Annotated in this window: 19 protein-coding genes; 3 read left to right on the forward strand and 16 right to left on the reverse strand. The window is 52.4% G+C overall.

The window, feature by feature from the left end; all coding sequences use genetic code 11:
- Positions 1-22: 22 nt before the first annotated feature.
- From ACGHP1_RS00530 to ACGHP1_RS00590, 13 genes are all read right to left on the reverse strand, one after another.
- Positions 23-598 carry a nitrogen fixation protein gene (locus ACGHP1_RS00530; RefSeq protein WP_390507182.1) on the reverse strand — a complete coding sequence of 192 codons (576 nt, stop codon included), beginning with the start codon at positions 596-598 and terminating at the stop codon, positions 23-25.
- 17 nt (positions 599-615) lie between these two features.
- Positions 616-2949 (reverse strand): VirB4-like conjugal transfer ATPase, CD1110 family, encoded by a 2334-nt coding sequence (locus ACGHP1_RS00535; protein WP_390509799.1) that lies wholly within the window; start codon positions 2947-2949, stop codon positions 616-618.
- Between the two features lie 67 nt (positions 2950-3016).
- Positions 3017-3397, reverse strand: a complete 381-nt coding sequence (locus ACGHP1_RS00540) for a PrgI family protein (RefSeq protein ID WP_113999279.1) — start codon at positions 3395-3397, stop codon at positions 3017-3019.
- Positions 3366-3854, reverse strand: a complete 489-nt coding sequence (locus ACGHP1_RS00545; protein WP_008396842.1) for an XF1762 family protein — start codon at positions 3852-3854, stop codon at positions 3366-3368. Before ACGHP1_RS00545 ends, ACGHP1_RS00540 begins: the two co-directional genes overlap by 32 nt.
- On the reverse strand, positions 3842-4411 hold the full coding sequence (locus ACGHP1_RS00550) for an MT-A70 family methyltransferase (RefSeq protein ID WP_390507185.1): 570 nt from the start codon (positions 4409-4411) through the stop codon (positions 3842-3844). The genes ACGHP1_RS00545 and ACGHP1_RS00550 overlap by 13 nt, the downstream gene beginning before the upstream one ends.
- A 13-nt stretch (positions 4412-4424) precedes the next feature.
- Positions 4425-5294, reverse strand: coding sequence for a VirB6/TrbL-like conjugal transfer protein, CD1112 family (locus ACGHP1_RS00555; protein ID WP_007046101.1), 870 nt, complete (start codon positions 5292-5294; stop codon positions 4425-4427).
- Positions 5295-5333: 39 nt separating this feature from the next.
- Entirely contained in the window at positions 5334-5549 is a 216-nt protein-coding gene (locus ACGHP1_RS00560; protein ID WP_390507187.1) for a Maff2 family mobile element protein, read from the reverse strand.
- Positions 5550-5680: 131 nt separating this feature from the next.
- Positions 5681-7450, reverse strand: a complete 1770-nt coding sequence (locus ACGHP1_RS00565; RefSeq protein ID WP_390507189.1) for a VirD4-like conjugal transfer protein, CD1115 family — start codon at positions 7448-7450, stop codon at positions 5681-5683.
- Complete coding sequence (locus ACGHP1_RS00570) at positions 7447-7938, reverse strand: PcfB family protein (RefSeq protein ID WP_390507191.1); 492 nt, start codon at positions 7936-7938, stop codon at positions 7447-7449. Before ACGHP1_RS00570 ends, ACGHP1_RS00565 begins: the two co-directional genes overlap by 4 nt.
- Positions 7939-8067: 129 nt before the next feature.
- The gene (locus ACGHP1_RS00575) at positions 8068-8922 is read right to left on the reverse strand and encodes a DUF6017 domain-containing protein (RefSeq protein ID WP_390509800.1); all 855 of its coding nucleotides are present in this window, start codon (positions 8920-8922) and stop codon (positions 8068-8070) included.
- A 46-nt stretch (positions 8923-8968) separates the two neighbouring features.
- Positions 8969-9742 (reverse strand): BRO family protein, encoded by a 774-nt coding sequence (locus ACGHP1_RS00580; RefSeq protein ID WP_390507193.1) that lies wholly within the window; start codon positions 9740-9742, stop codon positions 8969-8971.
- Positions 9735-9974 carry a hypothetical protein gene (locus tag ACGHP1_RS00585; RefSeq protein WP_390507195.1) on the reverse strand — a complete coding sequence of 80 codons (240 nt, stop codon included), beginning with the start codon at positions 9972-9974 and terminating at the stop codon, positions 9735-9737. The genes ACGHP1_RS00580 and ACGHP1_RS00585 overlap by 8 nt, the downstream gene beginning before the upstream one ends.
- Before the next feature lie 84 nt (positions 9975-10058).
- Positions 10059-10667, reverse strand: a complete 609-nt coding sequence (locus tag ACGHP1_RS00590; RefSeq protein ID WP_390507197.1) for a helix-turn-helix domain-containing protein — start codon at positions 10665-10667, stop codon at positions 10059-10061.
- A gap of 798 nt (positions 10668-11465) precedes the next feature.
- Here ACGHP1_RS00590 and ACGHP1_RS00595 point away from each other — a divergent pair.
- Positions 11466-12809, forward strand: coding sequence for an MATE family efflux transporter (locus ACGHP1_RS00595; protein ID WP_097774519.1), 1344 nt, complete (start codon positions 11466-11468; stop codon positions 12807-12809).
- A 91-nt stretch (positions 12810-12900) separates the two neighbouring features.
- Here ACGHP1_RS00595 and ACGHP1_RS00600 read toward each other — a convergent pair whose 3' ends face one another.
- The 3 genes from ACGHP1_RS00600 to ACGHP1_RS00610 form a co-directional block, all read right to left on the reverse strand.
- Positions 12901-13335, reverse strand: a complete 435-nt coding sequence (locus ACGHP1_RS00600; protein WP_390507199.1) for a DUF188 domain-containing protein — start codon at positions 13333-13335, stop codon at positions 12901-12903.
- A complete protein-coding gene (locus ACGHP1_RS00605; protein WP_390509801.1) occupies positions 13332-14000 on the reverse strand; it encodes an alpha/beta hydrolase in 669 nt (222 codons plus the stop codon). Before ACGHP1_RS00605 ends, ACGHP1_RS00600 begins: the two co-directional genes overlap by 4 nt.
- A 243-nt stretch (positions 14001-14243) precedes the next feature.
- On the reverse strand, positions 14244-15689 hold the full coding sequence (locus tag ACGHP1_RS00610) for a deoxyguanosinetriphosphate triphosphohydrolase (RefSeq protein ID WP_390507201.1): 1446 nt from the start codon (positions 15687-15689) through the stop codon (positions 14244-14246).
- A 519-nt stretch (positions 15690-16208) separates the two neighbouring features.
- On the opposite strand from ACGHP1_RS00610, the gene ACGHP1_RS00615 reads away from it, so the two are divergent.
- Together ACGHP1_RS00615 and ACGHP1_RS00620 are read left to right on the forward strand one after the other, a co-directional pair.
- A complete protein-coding gene (locus tag ACGHP1_RS00615) occupies positions 16209-16538 on the forward strand; it encodes a cupin domain-containing protein (protein ID WP_242960039.1) in 330 nt (109 codons plus the stop codon).
- 14 nt (positions 16539-16552) lie between these two features.
- Positions 16553-17980, forward strand: coding sequence for a four-carbon acid sugar kinase family protein (locus ACGHP1_RS00620; RefSeq protein ID WP_390507203.1), 1428 nt, complete (start codon positions 16553-16555; stop codon positions 17978-17980).
- Positions 17981-18363: the final 383 nt, after the last annotated feature.

Consider the following 18363-nt stretch of genomic DNA (forward strand, 5'->3'; position numbering starts at 1 on the left):
CTTCCTTTGAGAGCCGGACGGCTCAGTCAGAGAAGAACTCGTCCGGCTCGTAGTCCTCGTCGAGATCGTCAATCTCGTCCGCCCAACGGTCAAAGATTTCCTCGGCTTCCTTCGCCGCCTCACGATAGAGGCTCAGGCGGTTCTTCTCAAAGGCAGCGAAGGCGGGAACGAACTTGCCGAACTCGCGGATTGCCTTCACATCCTGCGTGCGCATATCCGCAACGCACTGAATGATTTCGGACATCGTGAGCAGATCGTCGATCATCAGCTCATACTTGCCCTTGGGGATCGTAACGGTTTCGTCATCCATCGCATCTGCGAAAGGGGTTTCCTCGTTGCTGTTACTGCACTCGGGAACATCATGCTTGAGGTAGAAACCGATCATACCCACAGATACCTTGGTCATAATCTGACGCGCCTCCTTGACCTTTTCGTCGATGTCCTCCCTCACATGGAGGTAGGCGCGATGATGCTTCTTGAGGTCGCTTTCCAGTCGGATCAGATCGGTCAGCTCCCACAGAGCCTTAAACAGTGCAGAGGTGTTCTCTCCGTATTCGATAGCGTCCGCGTAGGGAATGGTAATCATCTTGTTGTTCATATTCAAAAATCCTCCTATTAGTTCAGTTCGGTTTCTTCTAAACGGGTGGTCATGATGCGGTAGAGCTGGGTGTCCTTGGGGAAATCGTCCTTGAAGGGAACGATGGTCGAGCCGTAGAAGATCAGCCCCTCACCGGCGTTGGAGTTGGTGATGTAGTTCTGCTGGCTGGGCGAGATGTTCAGCGCCTTCGAGAGAATCTGCCGGTCGCCGGACGCCTGATTCAGAAGGTAGACAAAATCCGAGTTTTCAAAGATATTCTCCACCTCGCGGGACGCAAGCAGATCCTTGACGTTCTGGGTGATGCCGGTGGGGATGCCGCCCCACTTTCTGAAACGCTTCCAGATTTCCACGCTGTACGCGGCGGTCTGTTCCTCTTTCAGCAAAAGGTGGAACTCGTCCATGTAGTAGCGAGTTGCCTTGTGCTGGGCGCGGTTGATGGTGACTCTGTTCCACACCTGATCCTGCACGATGAGCATTCCGAGCTTTTTGAGCTGCTTGCCCAGCTCTTTGATGTCATAGCAGACAAAGCGGTTGTTGACATCCACATTCGTTCTGTGATTGAAGACGTTCAGAGAGCCGTGAACATAGATTTCAAGGGCGGTTGCGATGCGCTGTGCCTCCGGCTCCTTCTGATTTCTCAGAATGTTGTAGAGGTCTTCAAGGATCGGCATTTTCTCCGGCATGGGGTCTGCAAGAAACTCCTGATAGACCATGCGGACGCTGCGGTCAATGATGGTCTTCTCAACCGGCTGCAAGCCGTCCTTGCCGCCGACAATCAGCTCACACATAGAGAGGATGAAGTCGGATTTCAGCGTCAGCGGGTTTTCCTCTTCGGAGTAGTTCGTGTTGATGTCCAGCGGATTGATGTAATCCGTGCTGACCGGCGAGATGCGGATGACCTGACCGCCGAGCTTCTGCACGAGGGGGGAATACTCGGCTTCGGGGTCACAGACGATGATGTCATCCTCCGTGATGAGGAAGGCGTTCGTCATTTCGCGCTTGGCGGAGAAGGACTTACCGGAACCGGGCGTACCCAAGATCAGCCCGTTGGGGTTTTTGAGCTGCTTGCGGTCAACCATGATCATGTTGTTGGACAGCGCGTTCAGCCCGTAGTAGAGAGCTTCGCCGCCCTGAAAAAGCTCCTGCGTGGTGAACGGCACGAAAACCGCCGTGCTGGAAGTGGTCAGCCCACGTTCGATCTCCACCTGATTGACGCCGATAGGCAGAGAGGACATCAGCCCTTCCTCCTGCTGGAAGTCAAGACGCTTGAGCGCACAGTTATACTTTTGGGCAATGGCGGCGGTTTGGAATACCGCGTTTTCGAGCTTCTGGCGATTGGTTGCCGTATTCATGATGAGGATAGTCACAAGGAACAGTCTCTCATTGCGGGTCTGGAGATCCTGCAACAGACGCTTTGCCTCACCGCCGAAGGTGGCGAGATCGGACGGGATGATGTCCATATCGTAGCCGGAGCGGACTGCTTTTTTCTGTTCCTCGATCTTCATTTTGTCGAGGTCGGTGATCTTCGACTTGATGCTCTTGATTGCCTTCGCCTGGTCAATCGTCCGGATATGAAAATTGACCGTAATGTTGCTGTCCATCTCAAGGAAGTCGGCAAGCATACGGTCATTAAGTTCCGGCGCGAGGATTTGCAGGAAGCTCGCCGCGCCGATGGTTCTGCCCATCTTGAAGCACTTGCCTTCACGGAAGTCAAAGGAAGTGGGAGCGATGAAGTCCTTCGTGCTGAGTCCTGTCCGGGCAACCATGTCAAAGGAAAAGCGGAACAGCTCATTGGTGTCCATGTTGAATACGTCATGAAGCACTTTCAGCCGTTCGTAGCCGGACAGCGGCTCGGTTCTCACACCGAGGGTTTTGAAGTTATTGAGAATGTCGGTTTCAATACGTTCGAGCTTCGGCTTTGCCGTGCGGAGGGAGTCCGCCTCAATGCCGAAGGTGATGTACTTCCTCTTGACCAATCCGTTGTTGCCTTTGGTGAGCTGGCTTTGCAGCATACCGGAATACTCGGAGCGGATGTCGTTGAAGGCATCCTCCTGTGCCGGAATGTTGATGCGCTTGCGGAACTCATTGAGGCTTGCCTTCTGATTGATGAAGGAGAGCTGGACGAAAATCGAGCTGTCGAAGTAGTTCAGAAAGTCGCACCAGTTCTCAAAGATGGCAGTTTTGTCCTCGTTCTGCGCAAGCTGGTAGTTGATGTCCTCAAAGGCGATGGACTTCGTGTAGAGGCGGCTGTTTACCTTGCAGATACCGTCGCGGCACATCTCCACATAGGGAATGGTCTGCTGGGCGGACTTGCGGACTTTCTTTGCCTTCCTGTCCTTTTTCTTCTGCATGACGATCCGCTTCTTTTCCTGAGCGGAAAGGGCATCGCCGTAAACGACGCCGTTCTTGACGGCCTTCTTAGGCTTTGCCTTTGCTGTGCTGTTGTTCAAGCTGCAATTCCTCCTGTTCTTTGATTTTCTGCTGAATTTCAGCGTAGAGATTGTTTGTGCGATAGGGACGCACCTTGTCCCGGATGAACATGGACTGTACGATGTGGTACAGATACTTTTCGGCGGGCTGACCGTCCTTCTCGTAAAGCGCGAAGAAGATGAACGGGAGCATGATCACCACCATCAGCATTGCCGCCGTAGACAAGTCGAGATGTGCCTTCGCCAGAAAGAAGATCGGAACGCCGACCGCCGCAGCGATGGAAAAACAAACGAGCTGCCGCTTGGTCAGGTTGAACATGACCTTCGTTTTGACGCGGTTAAGATCCTTCGGGACCGGAACAAATGCCATTGACTGTTTCCTCCTTTCTAAGCTGCTTCTCGTAGCGCAGCTTCATTTGTGCGGGATATTGATCCTCCTTCGGCTGACGCTTGCCCGTCCAGCGAAGCCCACCCGCTTTGCCTTGACAAATCCAGCCGGAAGCCCGAAGGCTTGCACCGTTTTCGCTTTCCAGCGTGTAGGTGATGATGCGCTTATAGCCCATAGCCGCAGCAGCTCTTGCCGCCGCACCGTAGAGAAAGCTGCAAGCGTTCTTTTCTCCATTGGTGCATAGCCTTGTAACCTCCAATGTGAAGCCGTCATCCAGATACCGGCTGACGGGACGCCCGGCGATGATTACACCGACCAGCTCACCGTCTGCTTCACAGCCGATGGAAAACTTGTGACCGGCAACCGGCTTGTGATGTCGGTGATGCTGCCGGACATACTCGTTGGCGTCTCGAAGAGAGATGGGTCTTAGCCGCAGCATGGTGTTTCCTCCATAGGAAGATGAGCCGTGCATTCGACCTCATTGCCCCAAACGTCCCAGCCTTCGGGGGACTGACGGGCAAAAAGCTCCACGCGGGGAAGGTCTCCCATGAGCCGAACAATGCGCTCCCGCGCTTCATCCGGCTTTTTGGAATGCTCTTCGATGTGGCTGAGGATGACCTGACGCACACCGGCGTCAACTCGCTTCGGGTGCCCCTTTGTGGCAAGGATGCAGATTTCCGCGTTTGCCCTTGTCCAATACCCCATGCCGGTGAAGAGGTCATCGTTCTTGCGGTTTTGCTTCACCCATACAAAAGCCACAGTCTTATAAGAAAAGCCCCATGCCGTCAGCACTTCGAGTGCTTCACAGAGGCACGGGAACGTGATCCAGAGGAACAGAGCGCAGTCCTTGGCGGCAAGCTCACCAACCGGAAGTGCCTTGATGTCCTCAATGCGCATCGTCGGATAGTGGCTTTCCGCCGACCGTCCCTGTCCCTTCTTGGAGTAAGTCCGATACGCCCAAGGGGGATCGGCGTAGATGATGCTGTACTTCTTCATGCTGCCGACCTCCTTAGTGCGCATGGAAAATGGATTTTGCGAGGCTTCCGGTCTTGAACAGCGAGAAGCACAGAATAACCGTGTACGCTGCCACAGAGAACAGAGCCGAATGAATGTTGTCTGCGATAATCATGCCGTTGATCAGCACCGCATAGATGCCGACGCAGACCATGATGAGAAATCCCTGAAATGCCAGAGCGAACAGACCCTTTAGATAGTTCGTGCCGATGCTGCCCCATTCGCGGTTGCTCATGGTTGCGATGGGAATAGGCGCAATGCTCACGGTGCAGTAAATCTCAATCATGCGCCCGTAGAGAATGACTGTAATGAGGATCGCCATAATTTTGAGGCACAGGCTGATCAGAAGCGTTTCTATCGACAGTCCGAGCAGTTCTCCGACGCCCATGTTCTCCATGCCGGTACGCATCTGCGCAATCGTCGAATCAATATCAATACTGGTGTTGCCGTGAATGACACCGGCTGCACCGGAAACCACGTTCTGCCCGATGTCGAATACTGCCATCACGATGTCAAACGTGTGTGTCACGAGATAGATCGCCACAGCCGCCTTGAAAAACCACTTGAAGAACATCCATGTGTCCATGTCATGAAGGTTGTTTTTCTCGGTGATCATGGAAATCAGCTCGTAGCACAAAACAAAGGTGATGATGATACCAGCGATGGGGACTATCACATTTTCGGATAGTCCCCGGATCATCTGGTACACGCCGCCGTTCCAGCCGGACGGAGTTTGCCCGACCTCGGCGGCAATCGTTCCTACCTTCTCGTTGACATCGGTGAACATATTGGTCAGGTTGCTCTCGATCCATCCGATCAGCATATCCTTGAGAGCCTGTTCGATCTTTTCTAAAATGCTGCCCAATATTTCACCACCCTTCGGTTAAGCTGGGCTTGCCGTGGATTAGCCGAACAAACCGGAGAGCAGGGGGATGAGGGTCGAGCCGATCAGCACCACACCGCCGCCAGCCATGAGCTGCTTGATGCCCTGGCTTTTAGCCGCCGGATTGTCGTTGCCGTAGCCTTCCATGAGGTTGATAACACCCCACACCGCGAGACCGGCGCCGAGGGCGATAACGAGCGTCTGAAGAACCGTGACAGCCTGATTGATGAAAGCCATATATTTTCCTCCTTGATTTGAAAAAGATTGGTTGTGTATTTTTGAAAATGGGCATAAAAAAAGAAGCCCCGTCGCTGTTCTGCTTTGGGAGCCATCAGGCTTTACCCACTGCGCAGTGCAGCGACGGGGCTTTAATCCGCTTCGGCCTCGCCCATATCATAGAGGTCGAATGTGTCATCGGGCTTGACTACCAGCTTGTGCTGCCGGTACTTCTCGATGTCAAAGGCGTTCCGCTTGTCGTAGTCGGAGAGCTGCCGGTACTTTGGATGCTTCGTAATGTCGTATTTGTTACTGAGAAAAGGTCTCACGCCTCGAAGCTGCAAAATACACTTGGCTCCGTCCATGACGGCGATCTCATCTTGAGACATCAGTTCCTTGCCGGTTTTCTGGTAATTCAAGCCGTAGGAGTTGTTGCTGGAACGGGTTTCTGAGGTGTTGTAAAGGTCGATTGTCTCCTTGCCCAGCACCTCGCTGATTTCCTTGAGCGTGGATTTCTCCTTGCCGCCGAGGAAAAGTGTGCAGTCACAGTTGCCCGTGATGGTGTCCGCCGCATCCTTGTAGATGGTCTTGAGCTGAGACTGGGACTGCAAGATGATTGACGCCGAGATTTCCCGGCTTCGGATGGTGGCGATGAGCTTATCAAACTTCGGGATTTGACCGATGTTCGCAAACTCGTCCAGCAGACACCGCACATGGACGGGAAGCCGTCCGTTGTAAACGTCATCTGCTTTGTCGCACAAAAGGTTGAAGAGCTGAGAATACATGATCGCCACGACGAAATTGAAGGTGTCATCAGTATCGGAAATGATGACGAACAGTGCCGTCTTCCGGTCTCCGATGGTGTCCAGCTCCATCTCATCGTAGCTCATCAGCTCCCGCAGCTCTGCGATGTCGAAGGGCGCAAGCCTTGCACCGCAGGAAATCAGGATCGACTTCGCAGTTTTTCCCGCCGCCAGCTTGTATTTGCGGTATTGCTTGACCGCAAAGTGGTCAGGGTCGCGGGCTTCCAGCTCATCGAACATGACATCCACGGGGTTCTTGAAGGTCTCATCGTCCTCTCTGGCTTCCGAGGCATTGATCATTTCGAGCAGGGTAGTAAAGTTTTTCTCGTGGTCGGGTGCCTCGTACCAGATGTAACCGATGAGGGCTGTATAGTACAGCTTTTCCGCCTTCACCCAAAAATCTTCGCCGGATTTATCGCCATCTCCCTTCGTGTTGACGATGATCGTATTGACCAGCTTGAGGATGTCCTTCTCGCTGCGGATGTAGCTGATAGGGTTGTAGTGCATGGATTTCCGGAAATTGATGGTGTTCAGCGACTTGATGACATAGCCGCCCTTTTCGAGCATCTTGCCGCACTCTACCAGCACCGTACCCTTCGGGTCGGTGACAACGTATGAACTGTGCATCTGCATCAGATTTGGTTTTACAAAAAAGCGCGTCTTGCCTGAGCCGGAACCGCCGATGACAAGGATGTTCTTGTTGCGGGCGTATTTCGGCTGCTTTGGACGGCTGTTCATGGTCAGGAACTCCGTCTGCGTCAGAATGACGTTGTTCGAGAACTCCGGGTCCATGTACGGCTTGATGTCCTCCGGCTTACCCCATCGTGCAGATCCGTATTCTTCGCCCTGCCGGAACTTCTTGCGGTTCTTGCCTTTGACGTAGACCGCCAGCTTGAGCAACGCACCGGCAATCAGACCGATGAGCAGATCGACGGGATGAAAGCTGGGCAGCGGATTTGCAAAGGCAGTGCCGAATACAGCAAAGCCGTTTGTCAGCTTGTCGATGAATGCTGTGCCGGGAGCAAGGCGGAATACAGCGGCGATTTTATCCGCAAAGTAGAAGGCGAAGACATACGGAAGGTTTAGAAGAATGAGCCTCTTCACATCGGGTTTGTTCACAGCTCCACACCCCGATCCTTGGTCTTGACCTTGACTTTCTCTTTGTGCTGCGCCTTGCTCTGAGCTTTCTCCTGATCCAGCTTGTGCCGAATGGACGGCTGTTCCTTCTGCTTGACAGTCTTGGCAGAGAACTCCTTGAAGGCGGCGGTCATTACATCAACGTCCCGCCCCTTGAAGAAGACAAGATAGTTGGGCGGCTCAACGGAAACGTCCTTCTTGAGCGCAAAGTCCAGACCGTATTTGCTGGCAGTTCGCTCAAAGGACTTGATGTTGCCATCCGTCACTTCGATGTTGGAGATGGCGGCGTTCTGGCTCATCAGATGCTTGATGGACTGCTTGCCGCGATAGGTTTTGGGCTGCTGCATCTGCTTCTGCGCCTTCTCGATCTCCTGAACGAACTTGTCCAGCGCCTTTTTCAGCACCTCGGCTGAGATTTTGCCGCCCTTGATCATGATTGCAACAACTTTGGTGTTGACTTCATCCTGCATTGCGGCGTTTACCTCCTTCCATGGAATGATTATGGGGACTGCTGCCGAAGCTAAGGCGGCACAATCCAGCGATAGATGATTTTCATTTACACTGTCCTCCTTTCCGAGCAATGCTCACGACAGTATTCATTAAAGAGTGTCTTCACAGAGGCTATAATCGTAGGTCTTGGACTTCTTTGACCCTGCCGTTCTGTCCTGCCCGTAGAAATCATGGTTGACAAGCGCAGAGTAATAATTGTCTATCGTCAGAGAGGCATTATACAGAGCGGTTAAAAGGTATGCCCGGATATTACGGATGTCTGACGGATTCTTGTTCATTGCTTCCAGAACGTACTCAATGTGGCTGCTATTCAGCTTGAGAAAGCGGGACTTGACCACTTGCTGCGGCATATCCTCACCGTTGATGCGGATGGTCGGCGCAGTGGAACAGACGGCATCCAGCATGATGTCCATGATCTCCCGGAAGCGGTCTTTATCGAACTTCGGATCCTGACAGAGAATGTCGTAATCAAGATTCTCTTTGATAATCTCTTCATACTCGCTTCGCTCATCCATCCTGTCCATCCCATCAAGATTGATGGATTGATAGTTCTTTGAGAGAGTATTTCTTCCTTGGTTAGTTACTTGGATAGTATTTATTTGTGCGGGATTATCCCAATGGGGATTCTCCACATCTGGACTATCCACATCGGGATTTTCCTTATGTGGTTTTTCCCTGTGTGGCAAACCTGCTTGTGGAGACTCGTAAATGTCAAATTCCGTGGTGACAAGCCTACCCTTGCTGTCTCTTCCTCTGTGACGAACAAGATAGCCGTTTTTCTCAAGCTCTTTGAGTGCCGAGAGAATGGCGTCGGGACCTTCCTTGCAAATAGCAGCCAGCCCACGGGTGGAGAATTGCCAGCCATCATTGAACGACAGCATTTTTGAAAGAAGACCGACTGCCTTGAGGGACAGGTTCTTATCCCTTAGATGTGTATTGCCCATGACCGTGAAGTCACGGGTTTTATTGACGCGATAGACGGACACATAATCACCCTGCCATTTTCGCAGACACTTCAACGCCGCAGATACCAAAGTACCGGATGCGGATAACATCCTTGCCTTTCGGTGTAAAGTAGGTCTGAGAGCCGGTGTAGCGGAAGGTCACAAAATCCCGGACGATGAAAAGTCCTTCGTTGCTCTTCTTGTTGTAGGGAAGAAGCTGACCGGATGGAGAGCGGAACAGATAGCCTTCGTTAAGCAGGAACTTGACAAACTTGCGCTCAGGGATTTTCAGCTCCTTCGCCGTGGTGCGGATATTGGTGCAGTCATCCGGATTGATGAAGGCGTCGTAGTAATCAGCCTTTGGTTTTGTGGCATTCAGTTCCGCTTCAAGCGCATCAGCACGGTCTTTTTCCCGGAGCATTGCCTTTGCCAGTGTATAGGTAAACGTCGGATCCTTGCGGATACGTTCCAGCACAGAGTCCGTCATATAGCAGCCGGTCTTGCGGATCATGGGGATGACATCATGCGTGATCCAGCGTTTGAAGGCTTTGGCTTCGGGCTTGCGGCTGCTCAGAATAAGCGTGTAAAGTCCGGGTTCGTTCACCACCGTCATGTTGGGATTGCCTCGCTTATTACCCTCATTTGAAATGAGGGTAATAAGCTTCTCATCTGCATCCAGCCGTGAAATGGCTTGAGAGGAATTGCCGATCTCCAAGGCCCTGCACACGTCTACCGCCACAAACCACGGCTCGTTTTCGATCAGGGCTGTTCGGATTTCTCCAAACTGTTCATTCTTGAAGACTTCGATTTTGTTATCCATGATTGACTTCCTTTCCGGCATCAGATGTGCCACTTTGATTTTTGAGGGTAGAAACGGGATTGCAGCAGTAGGGACACTCTGCAAACACGCAGGACTGATATTTCCAGAAGGGGCGATGAAAGCGGCAAGTTCGGCATTCCGGTATAATGCCCTCGCAGCCGCTATCGAAATGGGAATACGGCGTTTCCTGCATCAAGGCGTCAAATGCCTTGGCAGAATCTCTTGTGTTCATTGCCTTGACCTCCAATTTGACAAAAAATAAGCCCCGTTATTGTTCTGCTATGCGCAGTGCAATAACGGGGCTTTGCTATACGAATTATTCTGTTGTATCAAGTCTATCAAGAAAACTTTTGATGAGCAGCGTGTGCTTCCAAGTTTTTCGTGTAATGTCGAAGCTGTACTGAGAAACGAGGAAATCTACGAGGCTGATCTTTGGTATAAGGAACTTTCCGGAGATATTGAATGATTTGAGCTTCTTGGCGTTGCACCAGCGATAAAGCGAAGTATCGCAGTAGCCGATTGCCTCAGCCACTTCAACGATGGTCAGCAGATCACCGTACTGACAAAACTCGTCTTCCATGTATTTTCGGAAGCTGGCTCGTTCCTCTTCGGACAGCCTCGTCAGTTCATTCCGATAGGTGACACGCGAATTGTAATGACCAGACCGTTCCTGATACCAGCGATCCGGTGCGCGATAGACTTCCGGGTGAAGCTCCCGGTCAATCAAATAGAAGATTATATCGTCGGTGCGGATTGTGTACCGGCGGGTTTTCTTGCCCGTATCCTTGCACGGGACTAAACCGTTTTGCAGAAGGTGCAGAGCGGTTGCTTTGCTGATATGGGCGATTTGGTAGAACTGATCCTTCGAGACCGTCTCAGGGTATTTGCGACGGATGGATTCGTAATATTTCATGCTTTCAGTCATGCGGATAACCACCTTGATTTTGATGTTCGGTATCGGTAGGTATCATCTGCATTGGACTGTGATTTCTCCCCGAATTCTCCCCATCTTCTCCCCAACGGGCTTTTTTCTCCCCAAAACCGGATTTCTTTCGAACTCCTTGCTCTGTCTGGGCTTTCGGGATTTTCAACCTTCAAGGGCGGAAAAATGCTGATTTTTCAAGGGTTTGCAAGCTCTCGCATTGTCCGTGAGTTTCCGCCGTTTTCCTTCAAAGTCCGGATAGCGACTCTAACTCGAAATCGTTTTGTCCTTAATCGGGCACGTGGGTTCGAATCCCACCATCTCCGCCAACAAAAGGCATCAGCTCAGGCTGGTGCCTTTTTTGCGGCTAGATGGTGCGGATGAGAACAGGGCGGCGGCCCGCAGACCGCAAGCAACCAGCCCTGCGGGCTGTTGCTTAGCCCGCGGGAGAATATCCACCATCTCCGCCAACAAAAGGCATCAGCTCAGGCTGGTGCCTTTTTTGCGGCTAGATGGTGCGGATGAGAACAGGGCGGCGGCCCGCAGGCCGCAAGCAACCAGCCCTGTGGGCTGTTGCTTAGCCCGCGGGAGAATATCCACCATCTCCGCCAGAAGTCGCAGATTGCATTTTGAGACAGGGGGGAATATACTTATATTGGATAGATTCCAATACTATAGCAATTTAACTTTTTAATGCAAAAGCGGTGAATTGCATATCGCAAAGATGCCGTTTGAATGTTGCACGAATTTCTTAACTTGCGATAAAATTTGCGATAAACGATTTTTGGAAGGAATATAATCATGTCGAAAGATGAATATTTGATCACAGATCCACCCCTTAAAGCGCTGACTGTTTTTGCGATGCCGATGATCCTTGGCAGCTTTTTTCAACAAGTATACAATATGGCCGATTCCATAATAGTTGGTCAATTTGTTGGCTCCTCGGCACTTGCGGCTGTTGGTGCTTGTGCTGCACTGACCAATGTTTTTATTTGTGTGGCGCTTGGTGCTGGTGTGGGCGCAGGTGTGCTTGTAAGCCGCTATTTTGGTGCAAAAAATTATGGTAAAATGAAAACCATTGTGTCAACGTCCCTGATCAGCTTTTTGATCTTAAGCGTTGTCCTTGGTGTCTTTGGCTTTTGCTTTTCCCATTTCATGATGAGCGGATTACAGACCCCTGCCGATATATTGGAAGAAGCAGTATTGTATCTGCGTGTCTACTTTGTGGGTTTCCCGTTTCTATTCATGTACAACATTCTTTCCACCATGTTCACTTCCATCGGTGAATCCAAAATTCCGTTGGGACTGCTGATATTCTCATCTATCCTGAATATTTTTATGGATCTCTGGATGGTGGCCGGTCTTGGTCTGGGGGTGTTTGGTGCAGCCCTTGCGACCTTGATCGCACAAGGAATTTCTGCCGTGTTTTCGTTTTTGATCTTTCTGTCTCGGATGCGGCAATACAAGAGCTCCTTTAGCAGGTTCGACCGGCAGGAGCTGTATTCCATGCTTCGCATTGCGGTACCATCGGTTTTGCAGCAGTCCACAGTGTCTATCGGTATGATGATCGTGCAGGCAGTGGTAAATCCCTTCGGCACACAGGCACTTGCCGGGTATGCGGCAACGATGCGGGTAGAAAATGTTTTTTCGCTGATCTTCGTATCCATCGGCAATGCAGTTTCGCCGTTTGTATCCCAGAATTTTGGCGCAAAGAAAATTGAGCGTATCAAAAAAGGGTATCATGCTGCACTGGTGTTGGATCTATGCTTTGCAGTTCTTGCTTTCGTGGTCATTGAAACACTGCACACACAGATTTCCTCGTTGTTCTTGGGAAAAGACGGAACCGCGTTGGCCTATCAGGTGTCCGGTGATTATATGAGATGGCTTGGTTACTTTTTCATCTTCATGGGCATCAAGATGGCGACGGATGGCGTTCTTCGCGGACTTGGAATCATGCGGCCGTTTCTTATTGCAAATATGGTAAACCTTGCAATCCGCTTGTCTGTTGCTTTGATTTGTGCACCGCGTTTTGGCATTGCTTTTGTTTGGCTTGCAGTCCCGGCAGGTTGGCTTGCAAACTTCCTTATTTCCTATGCGGCGCTCAGAAGATCGTGGCCAGAGGATAAAGCAGCGGTATCTCAATGATTTCATGCAGTGGAGAGGTGCTTTGTTCTGACGGGCTTCACTTACAGAGAATGTGACGCGAAAAAAATTCGCCGGTGTTCCGTTCAGAAAATCAGATGCTCGCTAAAATATTTGTCAGTGTGGCGACAAATGCTTCATCCTGCTCCTTCGTCCGCTTTGGGCTCCCCTTGGGGTGCTTTCCGGCACGGAGGAGTTTTTTGTTTTCATAACGCCGCAGCATGAGAGCTTCCATGTTGTCGGCGGTGTACTCCAGCCCGTTCTGATTCAGCACTCGTGCGCGCTTGGCAAGGCACATACTCGCCAGCCCGTAGTCCTGTGTTACGACAATATCCCCCGGTTTTACCCGATTGACGAGAGCAAAATCTACGCTGTCTGCCCCTTTATCGAACACCAGCGTCTGCGCACCTTCCCGCTCGATTTGGTGAGAGGTGTCGCACAGGATGATGACTGGAACACTGAATTGCTTTGCAATCTGCAACGTCAAATCGACCACCGGGCAGCCGTCTGCATCGATCAAAATGGTCATGCGTGTTCCTCCATCGCCCACCGAAAGGCTTTCGCGGTACGCAAATCGGCGTCTTTGAAATGCCCGCCGCTGTTCCATTCAAGGGTGCAGTCTGCGCCACGCTCTGCAAGCCGACTGTGCAGGGTGCGGATGTTATCACCTACCGCAGCCATGACAGCGTTTTTCGTATGCTCTTCCTTGTTGCCAAGGCTCAGATAAACGCGCTGTGCCTGCATCGGGTGCCGCTGTTCAAACTCCATCCAGCCCGGAAACCAAACAGAGGGCGAGGCGGCAGCGATACCATAGAACAGATCAGTCTGGGTGGATGCCCACAGAGCAAACAATCCCGCCAGCGAGTAGCCGCCCAGAATGATTTTGACGTCTTCCGGGAGACGAAACTGCTGCTTCAGCGTTGGAATGACCTGTTCTGTCAGGAAGCTCAGGGTGTCCGCAGCATTGCCACTGAAACCCTGCTTTCCCCACACGGCAGGGGCTTCCCACGGGGAAAGTGCATCGTTCCAGCTTTCCACCGGGATGGCCGCAAACAGAAAGTGGTGCGCACTCTGTGCAATAGCGGCAATCTCGCTTTCCATGCTTTGCAGCTCATGTTCGCCTGTCATTTGGAGCAGTAGGTATTCTGCATGGGCTTCACCGTAAATGCGGCAAGGTCTGTTCCCGATTTGCATTGTATGTGCGGTCATTGCAGCATCCTCCCGAAAAACTTTGATAAGCCCAGTATAGCAACTGAAAAATCATTTTGCAATTCAAAAGGCGTTCGCATTCGCAAGCAGTGTCTTCGTAAAAAAGCTGGCACCTGATTTGAAGTTGTGCGAGGCTTCCAGAGTGATGTATCAGCAGTTTTTGAACGATCATGCCGTAGCCCATAAGCGGCAGACGAACCGGGTACGTGGGATTTGAACAGGGCAGCGTTATTCAATACCGCTAAGCTCGCGGTACAGCGTGCGGGCATAGGAATCTGTCATGCCGCTGATATAGTCGGTGACCATCAGCAGCCGGAGGTATAAGTCAAAAGATTCCGTGCCGGTTCGGGTGTTTTGGTAATCCTGCTTGTAATTGCCGGAGAAAATGGCGAGAAGCTTTTTGTCGGCCTTGGAAGGTGCCTGCCCGTCGGTGCAGTATGCAGAGTCATAGTACAGCACGGCGGGAACAAAATGATCCAGCAGAAAATCGAGAATGACCTGTCCGGACAGCTCCAGTTTCAGGATGCCGGGCGTATCGAAGGCGAATTTCCGCATGGCCCCTTTCAGAATGTCAATGGTGATGGCGTGATTGGTTCCTTCAAACAGATCACCGCAGTAGGTTCCGGCCATGATCTCTTTATATTTGCAGGAAAAACGGTAGATGGCTACATACATCAGCCACTGACGCGTTTGGGTGAGCCATTTTTTAAATGCAGCGCTGTCGTTTTCTGGGGTGTGGTCTGCACCGCGCTGCTTGGAAAGTTCTTGGATCCGCTCATCGGAGAAGTACTCAGGGCTTCTGCGGGGAACGATCTTTGAATGGTCATAAGAATTTGTGTAATATTCAATGAACTGGTCAAGGGTGAACAGGCCCTTTTTAAAGGCATCTTCCAGATCGGCAGTAGAGTATGCAATGTCGTCGGCCGCTTCCAGCAGGTAGGTCAGCGGATGGCGCACGATGCCTTTGTCGGGAGTGGTGGTCCCAACCGCTTCCGAGATCTGCTCAAAAGTCTCCTGTTCTGCAGCGAAGAAGCCGAGTTTGTGCTTTCGGATATCCGCACTGCCTTTATCAACGGAGCAGGAGTCGGTGGGATATTTTACCAGCGTGCTGATGATCGCTTTGGACAGATTGAGGCTGGAACCGTGTTTTGCTTTCAGCAGGATCCGCAGCGCCTGTGCATTGCCCTCAAAATTTTCCAGATCAGCGATCATCTGCGCGGATAACCAGCTGCGAAGGGGCTGTCCTTTGTATTTTACATGGTCGAGGTTCTCTTTGAACCAGTCACCGATCACGGTCTCGCCGAAATGCCCGAAGGGCGGATTGCCGAGGTCGTGCAAAAGGCCGGCGCAGAGCAGGACCGATGCGATGGCTTCGGCATCCTCCGGCACAGCAATATCAGTTGGCTTGTACGGTGTTGTGTTTTTGGAGATCATGATGCCAAGCTGCCGGGCGATCGTGGAGACTTCGATCGAGTGCGTCAGGCGGGTTCGGATGAAATCGCTCTTATCCAGAGGAAACACCTGCGTTTTATCCTGCAGCCTGCGGAATGCAGCGCTGGAAACGATCCGGCTGTAGTCCTTTTCAAATGCATTGATGGGATACTCCTTGAACGAATCGGGCTCAGGAGGTTCAGAAGAAAGCTTTTCAGTTGACAGCAATTTTGCCCATTCCATAATCAGTACACCTCGCTTTTGAAACGTCGTGATTAAAAACCTGCAAAAGGCATCGGCCTTCCATCACTGCCATTATACAAAAGAAACGCTGCTCCGGCAACAAAAAACGGATTCTCTGAAAAAAAACACAAAAACTGCAGCTTGAACATGTGCAGAGTTCCAATTTATTTCGGGATCCGAAAAAAGGAAAGCGGAGTGTTATGCTGCGGTGTACTACTTCCGTCAGATGCACCCGAAATTGAATCAGACAAAAGCTTCCCTTTTCGTGGGCTGCGTGCCTGCGGCGGGGAAGCTTTTTTGTATGCCTGCGGGGCAGGAACGGCGGGATATCAGCCAGATTGCACAAAACGCATTGCACAAAATTGAACAGCTTTTCAGGAAAAAATCTTGCTATTCCGCTTGCGCTCATGTATAATGGACTTGACTTGAAAGGTAGGATGTTTAAAAACACTCTGCCGTATGCTGCTGCAGATGACTTGAAAGGTGGAACATGGGATGTTGTATAAGAAAGCTTCTGAGATGAAACCCACTCCGATCCCCCATTGCATGGGCGGCGAGGGCACCGTGATGATGGAACGCCTGCTGGATGCGCCTGCCGAAATGCTGGGCAAGGGCCGCGCCTACGTGCGCCACACGCTGGCACCGGGCGTGACCATTGGCAGGCACACGCATGAGCACGAGATGGAAAGCATGGTCATCGTCTCCGGCCGCGCTGTCCACATCATCAACGGCGAGGAGCAGATCTTGGAGAAGGGCGACATCATTGCCGCCATGCCCGGCGACACCCACCAGATCGCCTGCCTGGGCGACGAGCCGCTGGTGCTGATCGCACAGGTGCTGTACGAATAAAGGAGGAGCTTCAGATGGAACAGATCCGTAGTGCCGATGTTCTGGCCAATTTTCCGCAGGTGGATGAGGAAAAACTGAACGCCGCCCTTGCCGCCGAAGCTGCCGCCAGCAACCGCAAGATCATTGTGCTGGACGACGACCCTACTGGCGTACAGACGGTACATGATATTTATGTTTATACAGATTGGACGGTAGAAAGCCTGCGCAAGGGCTTTGCTGCGCCGGAAAAGCTCTTCTTTATTCTGACCAACAGCCGCGGCTTTACCGTGGCCGAGACCACCAAGGCCCACCGCGAGATCGCGGAGAACACCGCCAAGGTGGCCCGCGAGTTCGGCATGGACTACCTTATCATCAGCCGCGGCGACTCCACCCTGCGCGGCCACTACCCGCTGGAGACCGACCTGTTGCGCGAGGTGACGGAGGCTGAGAACGGTTACAAAATGGATGGCGACATCCTGTGCCCCTACTTCCGCGAGGGCGGACGCTTTACACTGGACAACGTGCATTATGTGCGCTACGGCGCAGAGCTTGTGCCCTGCGGCCAGACCGAATTTGCCAAGGACGAGACCTTTGGCTACCACGCCAGCAACCTGTGCGAATACATTGAGGAAAAAACCGGCGGCAAAGTCCGTGCAGGAGACGTGATCTGCATCTCGCTGGAAAGCCTGCGCGCCATGGACTTTGACGGCATCGAGGCCCAGCTGCTGGCGGTGCACGATTACGGCCATGTGATCGTCAACGCAGTGGCGGACTGCGATGTGAAGGTGTTTGCAGTGGCACTGTACCGCGCCATGGCAAAGGGCCGTCACTTCACCATCCGCAGTGCGGCCGCACTGGTCAAGGCCATCGGCAATATTTCCGACCAGCCGCTGCTCACCCGGGAAAAGATGGTCACGCAGGAAAGCAAGGCAGGCGGCATCATCGTGGTGGGCAGCCACACCAAAAAGACCACTGCCCAGCTGGAAGAACTGAAAAAAGTACAGGGCATCGAGTTTATTGAGATGGACAGCGACAAGGTGCTGGTGCCGGGCGAGCTGGAAAAGGAAGCAGCCGCCATCGTGGCCCACTGCTCACAGCAGATCGCAAAGGGCATCACCTGCTGCGTGTCCACAAAGCGCGTGGTGCTCACCCTGCCGGACGACACCCCGGAAGCAGCCCTCGTGCGCAGCGTTGCCATCAGCGATGCACTGCAGAGCTGCGTGGGCAGGCTGACCGCTTCCCCGGCTTTTGTAGTGGCAAAGGGCGGCATCACCAGCAGCGACGTGGGCGTGAAGGCCCTGCGCGTGAAATGCGCCAAGGTGCTGGGCCAGATCCGGCCGGGCATCCCGGTATGGCAGACCGGTGCCGAAAGCCTGTTCCCCGGCACTCCGTACATCATCTTCCCGGGCAATGTGGGCGAAGTGTCCACCCTGCGGGAAGCGGTGGAAATTTTGCTGGGCTGACACTCTGATGATTTAGAATGCCCTCCGCTTCGCTCTGGGCATATTCAGCGGAAAAATTATTTTTAATGATTGCAAAACAGCCAGACCGCGGTTGCGCAGCAATGAAAGCCCCAGTGGGGCTTTCAAGCGGCAGAACGTTCTTGCGGGAGCAAGATGGAGGGGCCTTGCCCCGACAAGTTCCGCGGGTCTGGCTGTTTTGCTTTTTCACGAAGATAAGCTGCTTCTTGTGCAGTGGGTATTCGTGTGGGGCAGGTTTGTATGGCTTTTATAAAATGCATTGCCGCCGGATACGTTCTCTTTTGCGCGCCAAAAGAGAACCAGAAAGGACGGCGGTGCCCGCAGGGCATGAAAGCCCCAGTGGGACTTTTGAGCCGCAGACCGGT

The sequence above is a fragment of the Faecalibacterium sp. i21-0019-B1 genome (assembly GCF_042852915.1).
Lineage (GTDB): Bacteria > Bacillota > Clostridia > Oscillospirales > Ruminococcaceae > Faecalibacterium > Faecalibacterium taiwanense.

Coding starts and splice junctions, on each gene's coding strand:
- ACGHP1_RS00545 (WP_008396842.1), bottom strand. CDS start 3,854: ATGCTGCGGCTAAGACCCATCTCTCTTCGAGACGCCAACGAGTATGTC.
- ACGHP1_RS00575 (WP_390509800.1), bottom strand. CDS start 8,922: ATGGGCAATACACATCTAAGGGATAAGAACCTGTCCCTCAAGGCAGTC.
- ACGHP1_RS00540 (WP_113999279.1), bottom strand. CDS start 3,397: ATGGCATTTGTTCCGGTCCCGAAGGATCTTAACCGCGTCAAAACGAAG.
- ACGHP1_RS00605 (WP_390509801.1), bottom strand. CDS start 14,000: ATGCAAATCGGGAACAGACCTTGCCGCATTTACGGTGAAGCCCATGCA.
- ACGHP1_RS00550 (WP_390507185.1), bottom strand. CDS start 4,411: ATGAAGAAGTACAGCATCATCTACGCCGATCCCCCTTGGGCGTATCGG.
- ACGHP1_RS00535 (WP_390509799.1), bottom strand. CDS start 2,949: ATGCAGAAGAAAAAGGACAGGAAGGCAAAGAAAGTCCGCAAGTCCGCC.
- ACGHP1_RS00610 (WP_390507201.1), bottom strand. CDS start 15,689: ATGGAATGGGCAAAATTGCTGTCAACTGAAAAGCTTTCTTCTGAACCT.
- ACGHP1_RS00560 (WP_390507187.1), bottom strand. CDS start 5,549: ATGGCTTTCATCAATCAGGCTGTCACGGTTCTTCAGACGCTCGTTATC.
- ACGHP1_RS00620 (WP_390507203.1), top strand. CDS start 16,553: ATGGAACAGATCCGTAGTGCCGATGTTCTGGCCAATTTTCCGCAGGTG.
- ACGHP1_RS00580 (WP_390507193.1), bottom strand. CDS start 9,742: ATGGATAACAAAATCGAAGTCTTCAAGAATGAACAGTTTGGAGAAATC.
- ACGHP1_RS00530 (WP_390507182.1), bottom strand. CDS start 598: ATGAACAACAAGATGATTACCATTCCCTACGCGGACGCTATCGAATAC.
- ACGHP1_RS00590 (WP_390507197.1), bottom strand. CDS start 10,667: ATGACTGAAAGCATGAAATATTACGAATCCATCCGTCGCAAATACCCT.
- ACGHP1_RS00595 (WP_097774519.1), top strand. CDS start 11,466: ATGTCGAAAGATGAATATTTGATCACAGATCCACCCCTTAAAGCGCTG.
- ACGHP1_RS00600 (WP_390507199.1), bottom strand. CDS start 13,335: ATGACCATTTTGATCGATGCAGACGGCTGCCCGGTGGTCGATTTGACG.
- ACGHP1_RS00570 (WP_390507191.1), bottom strand. CDS start 7,938: ATGCAGGATGAAGTCAACACCAAAGTTGTTGCAATCATGATCAAGGGC.
- ACGHP1_RS00585 (WP_390507195.1), bottom strand. CDS start 9,974: ATGAACACAAGAGATTCTGCCAAGGCATTTGACGCCTTGATGCAGGAA.
- ACGHP1_RS00615 (WP_242960039.1), top strand. CDS start 16,209: ATGAAACCCACTCCGATCCCCCATTGCATGGGCGGCGAGGGCACCGTG.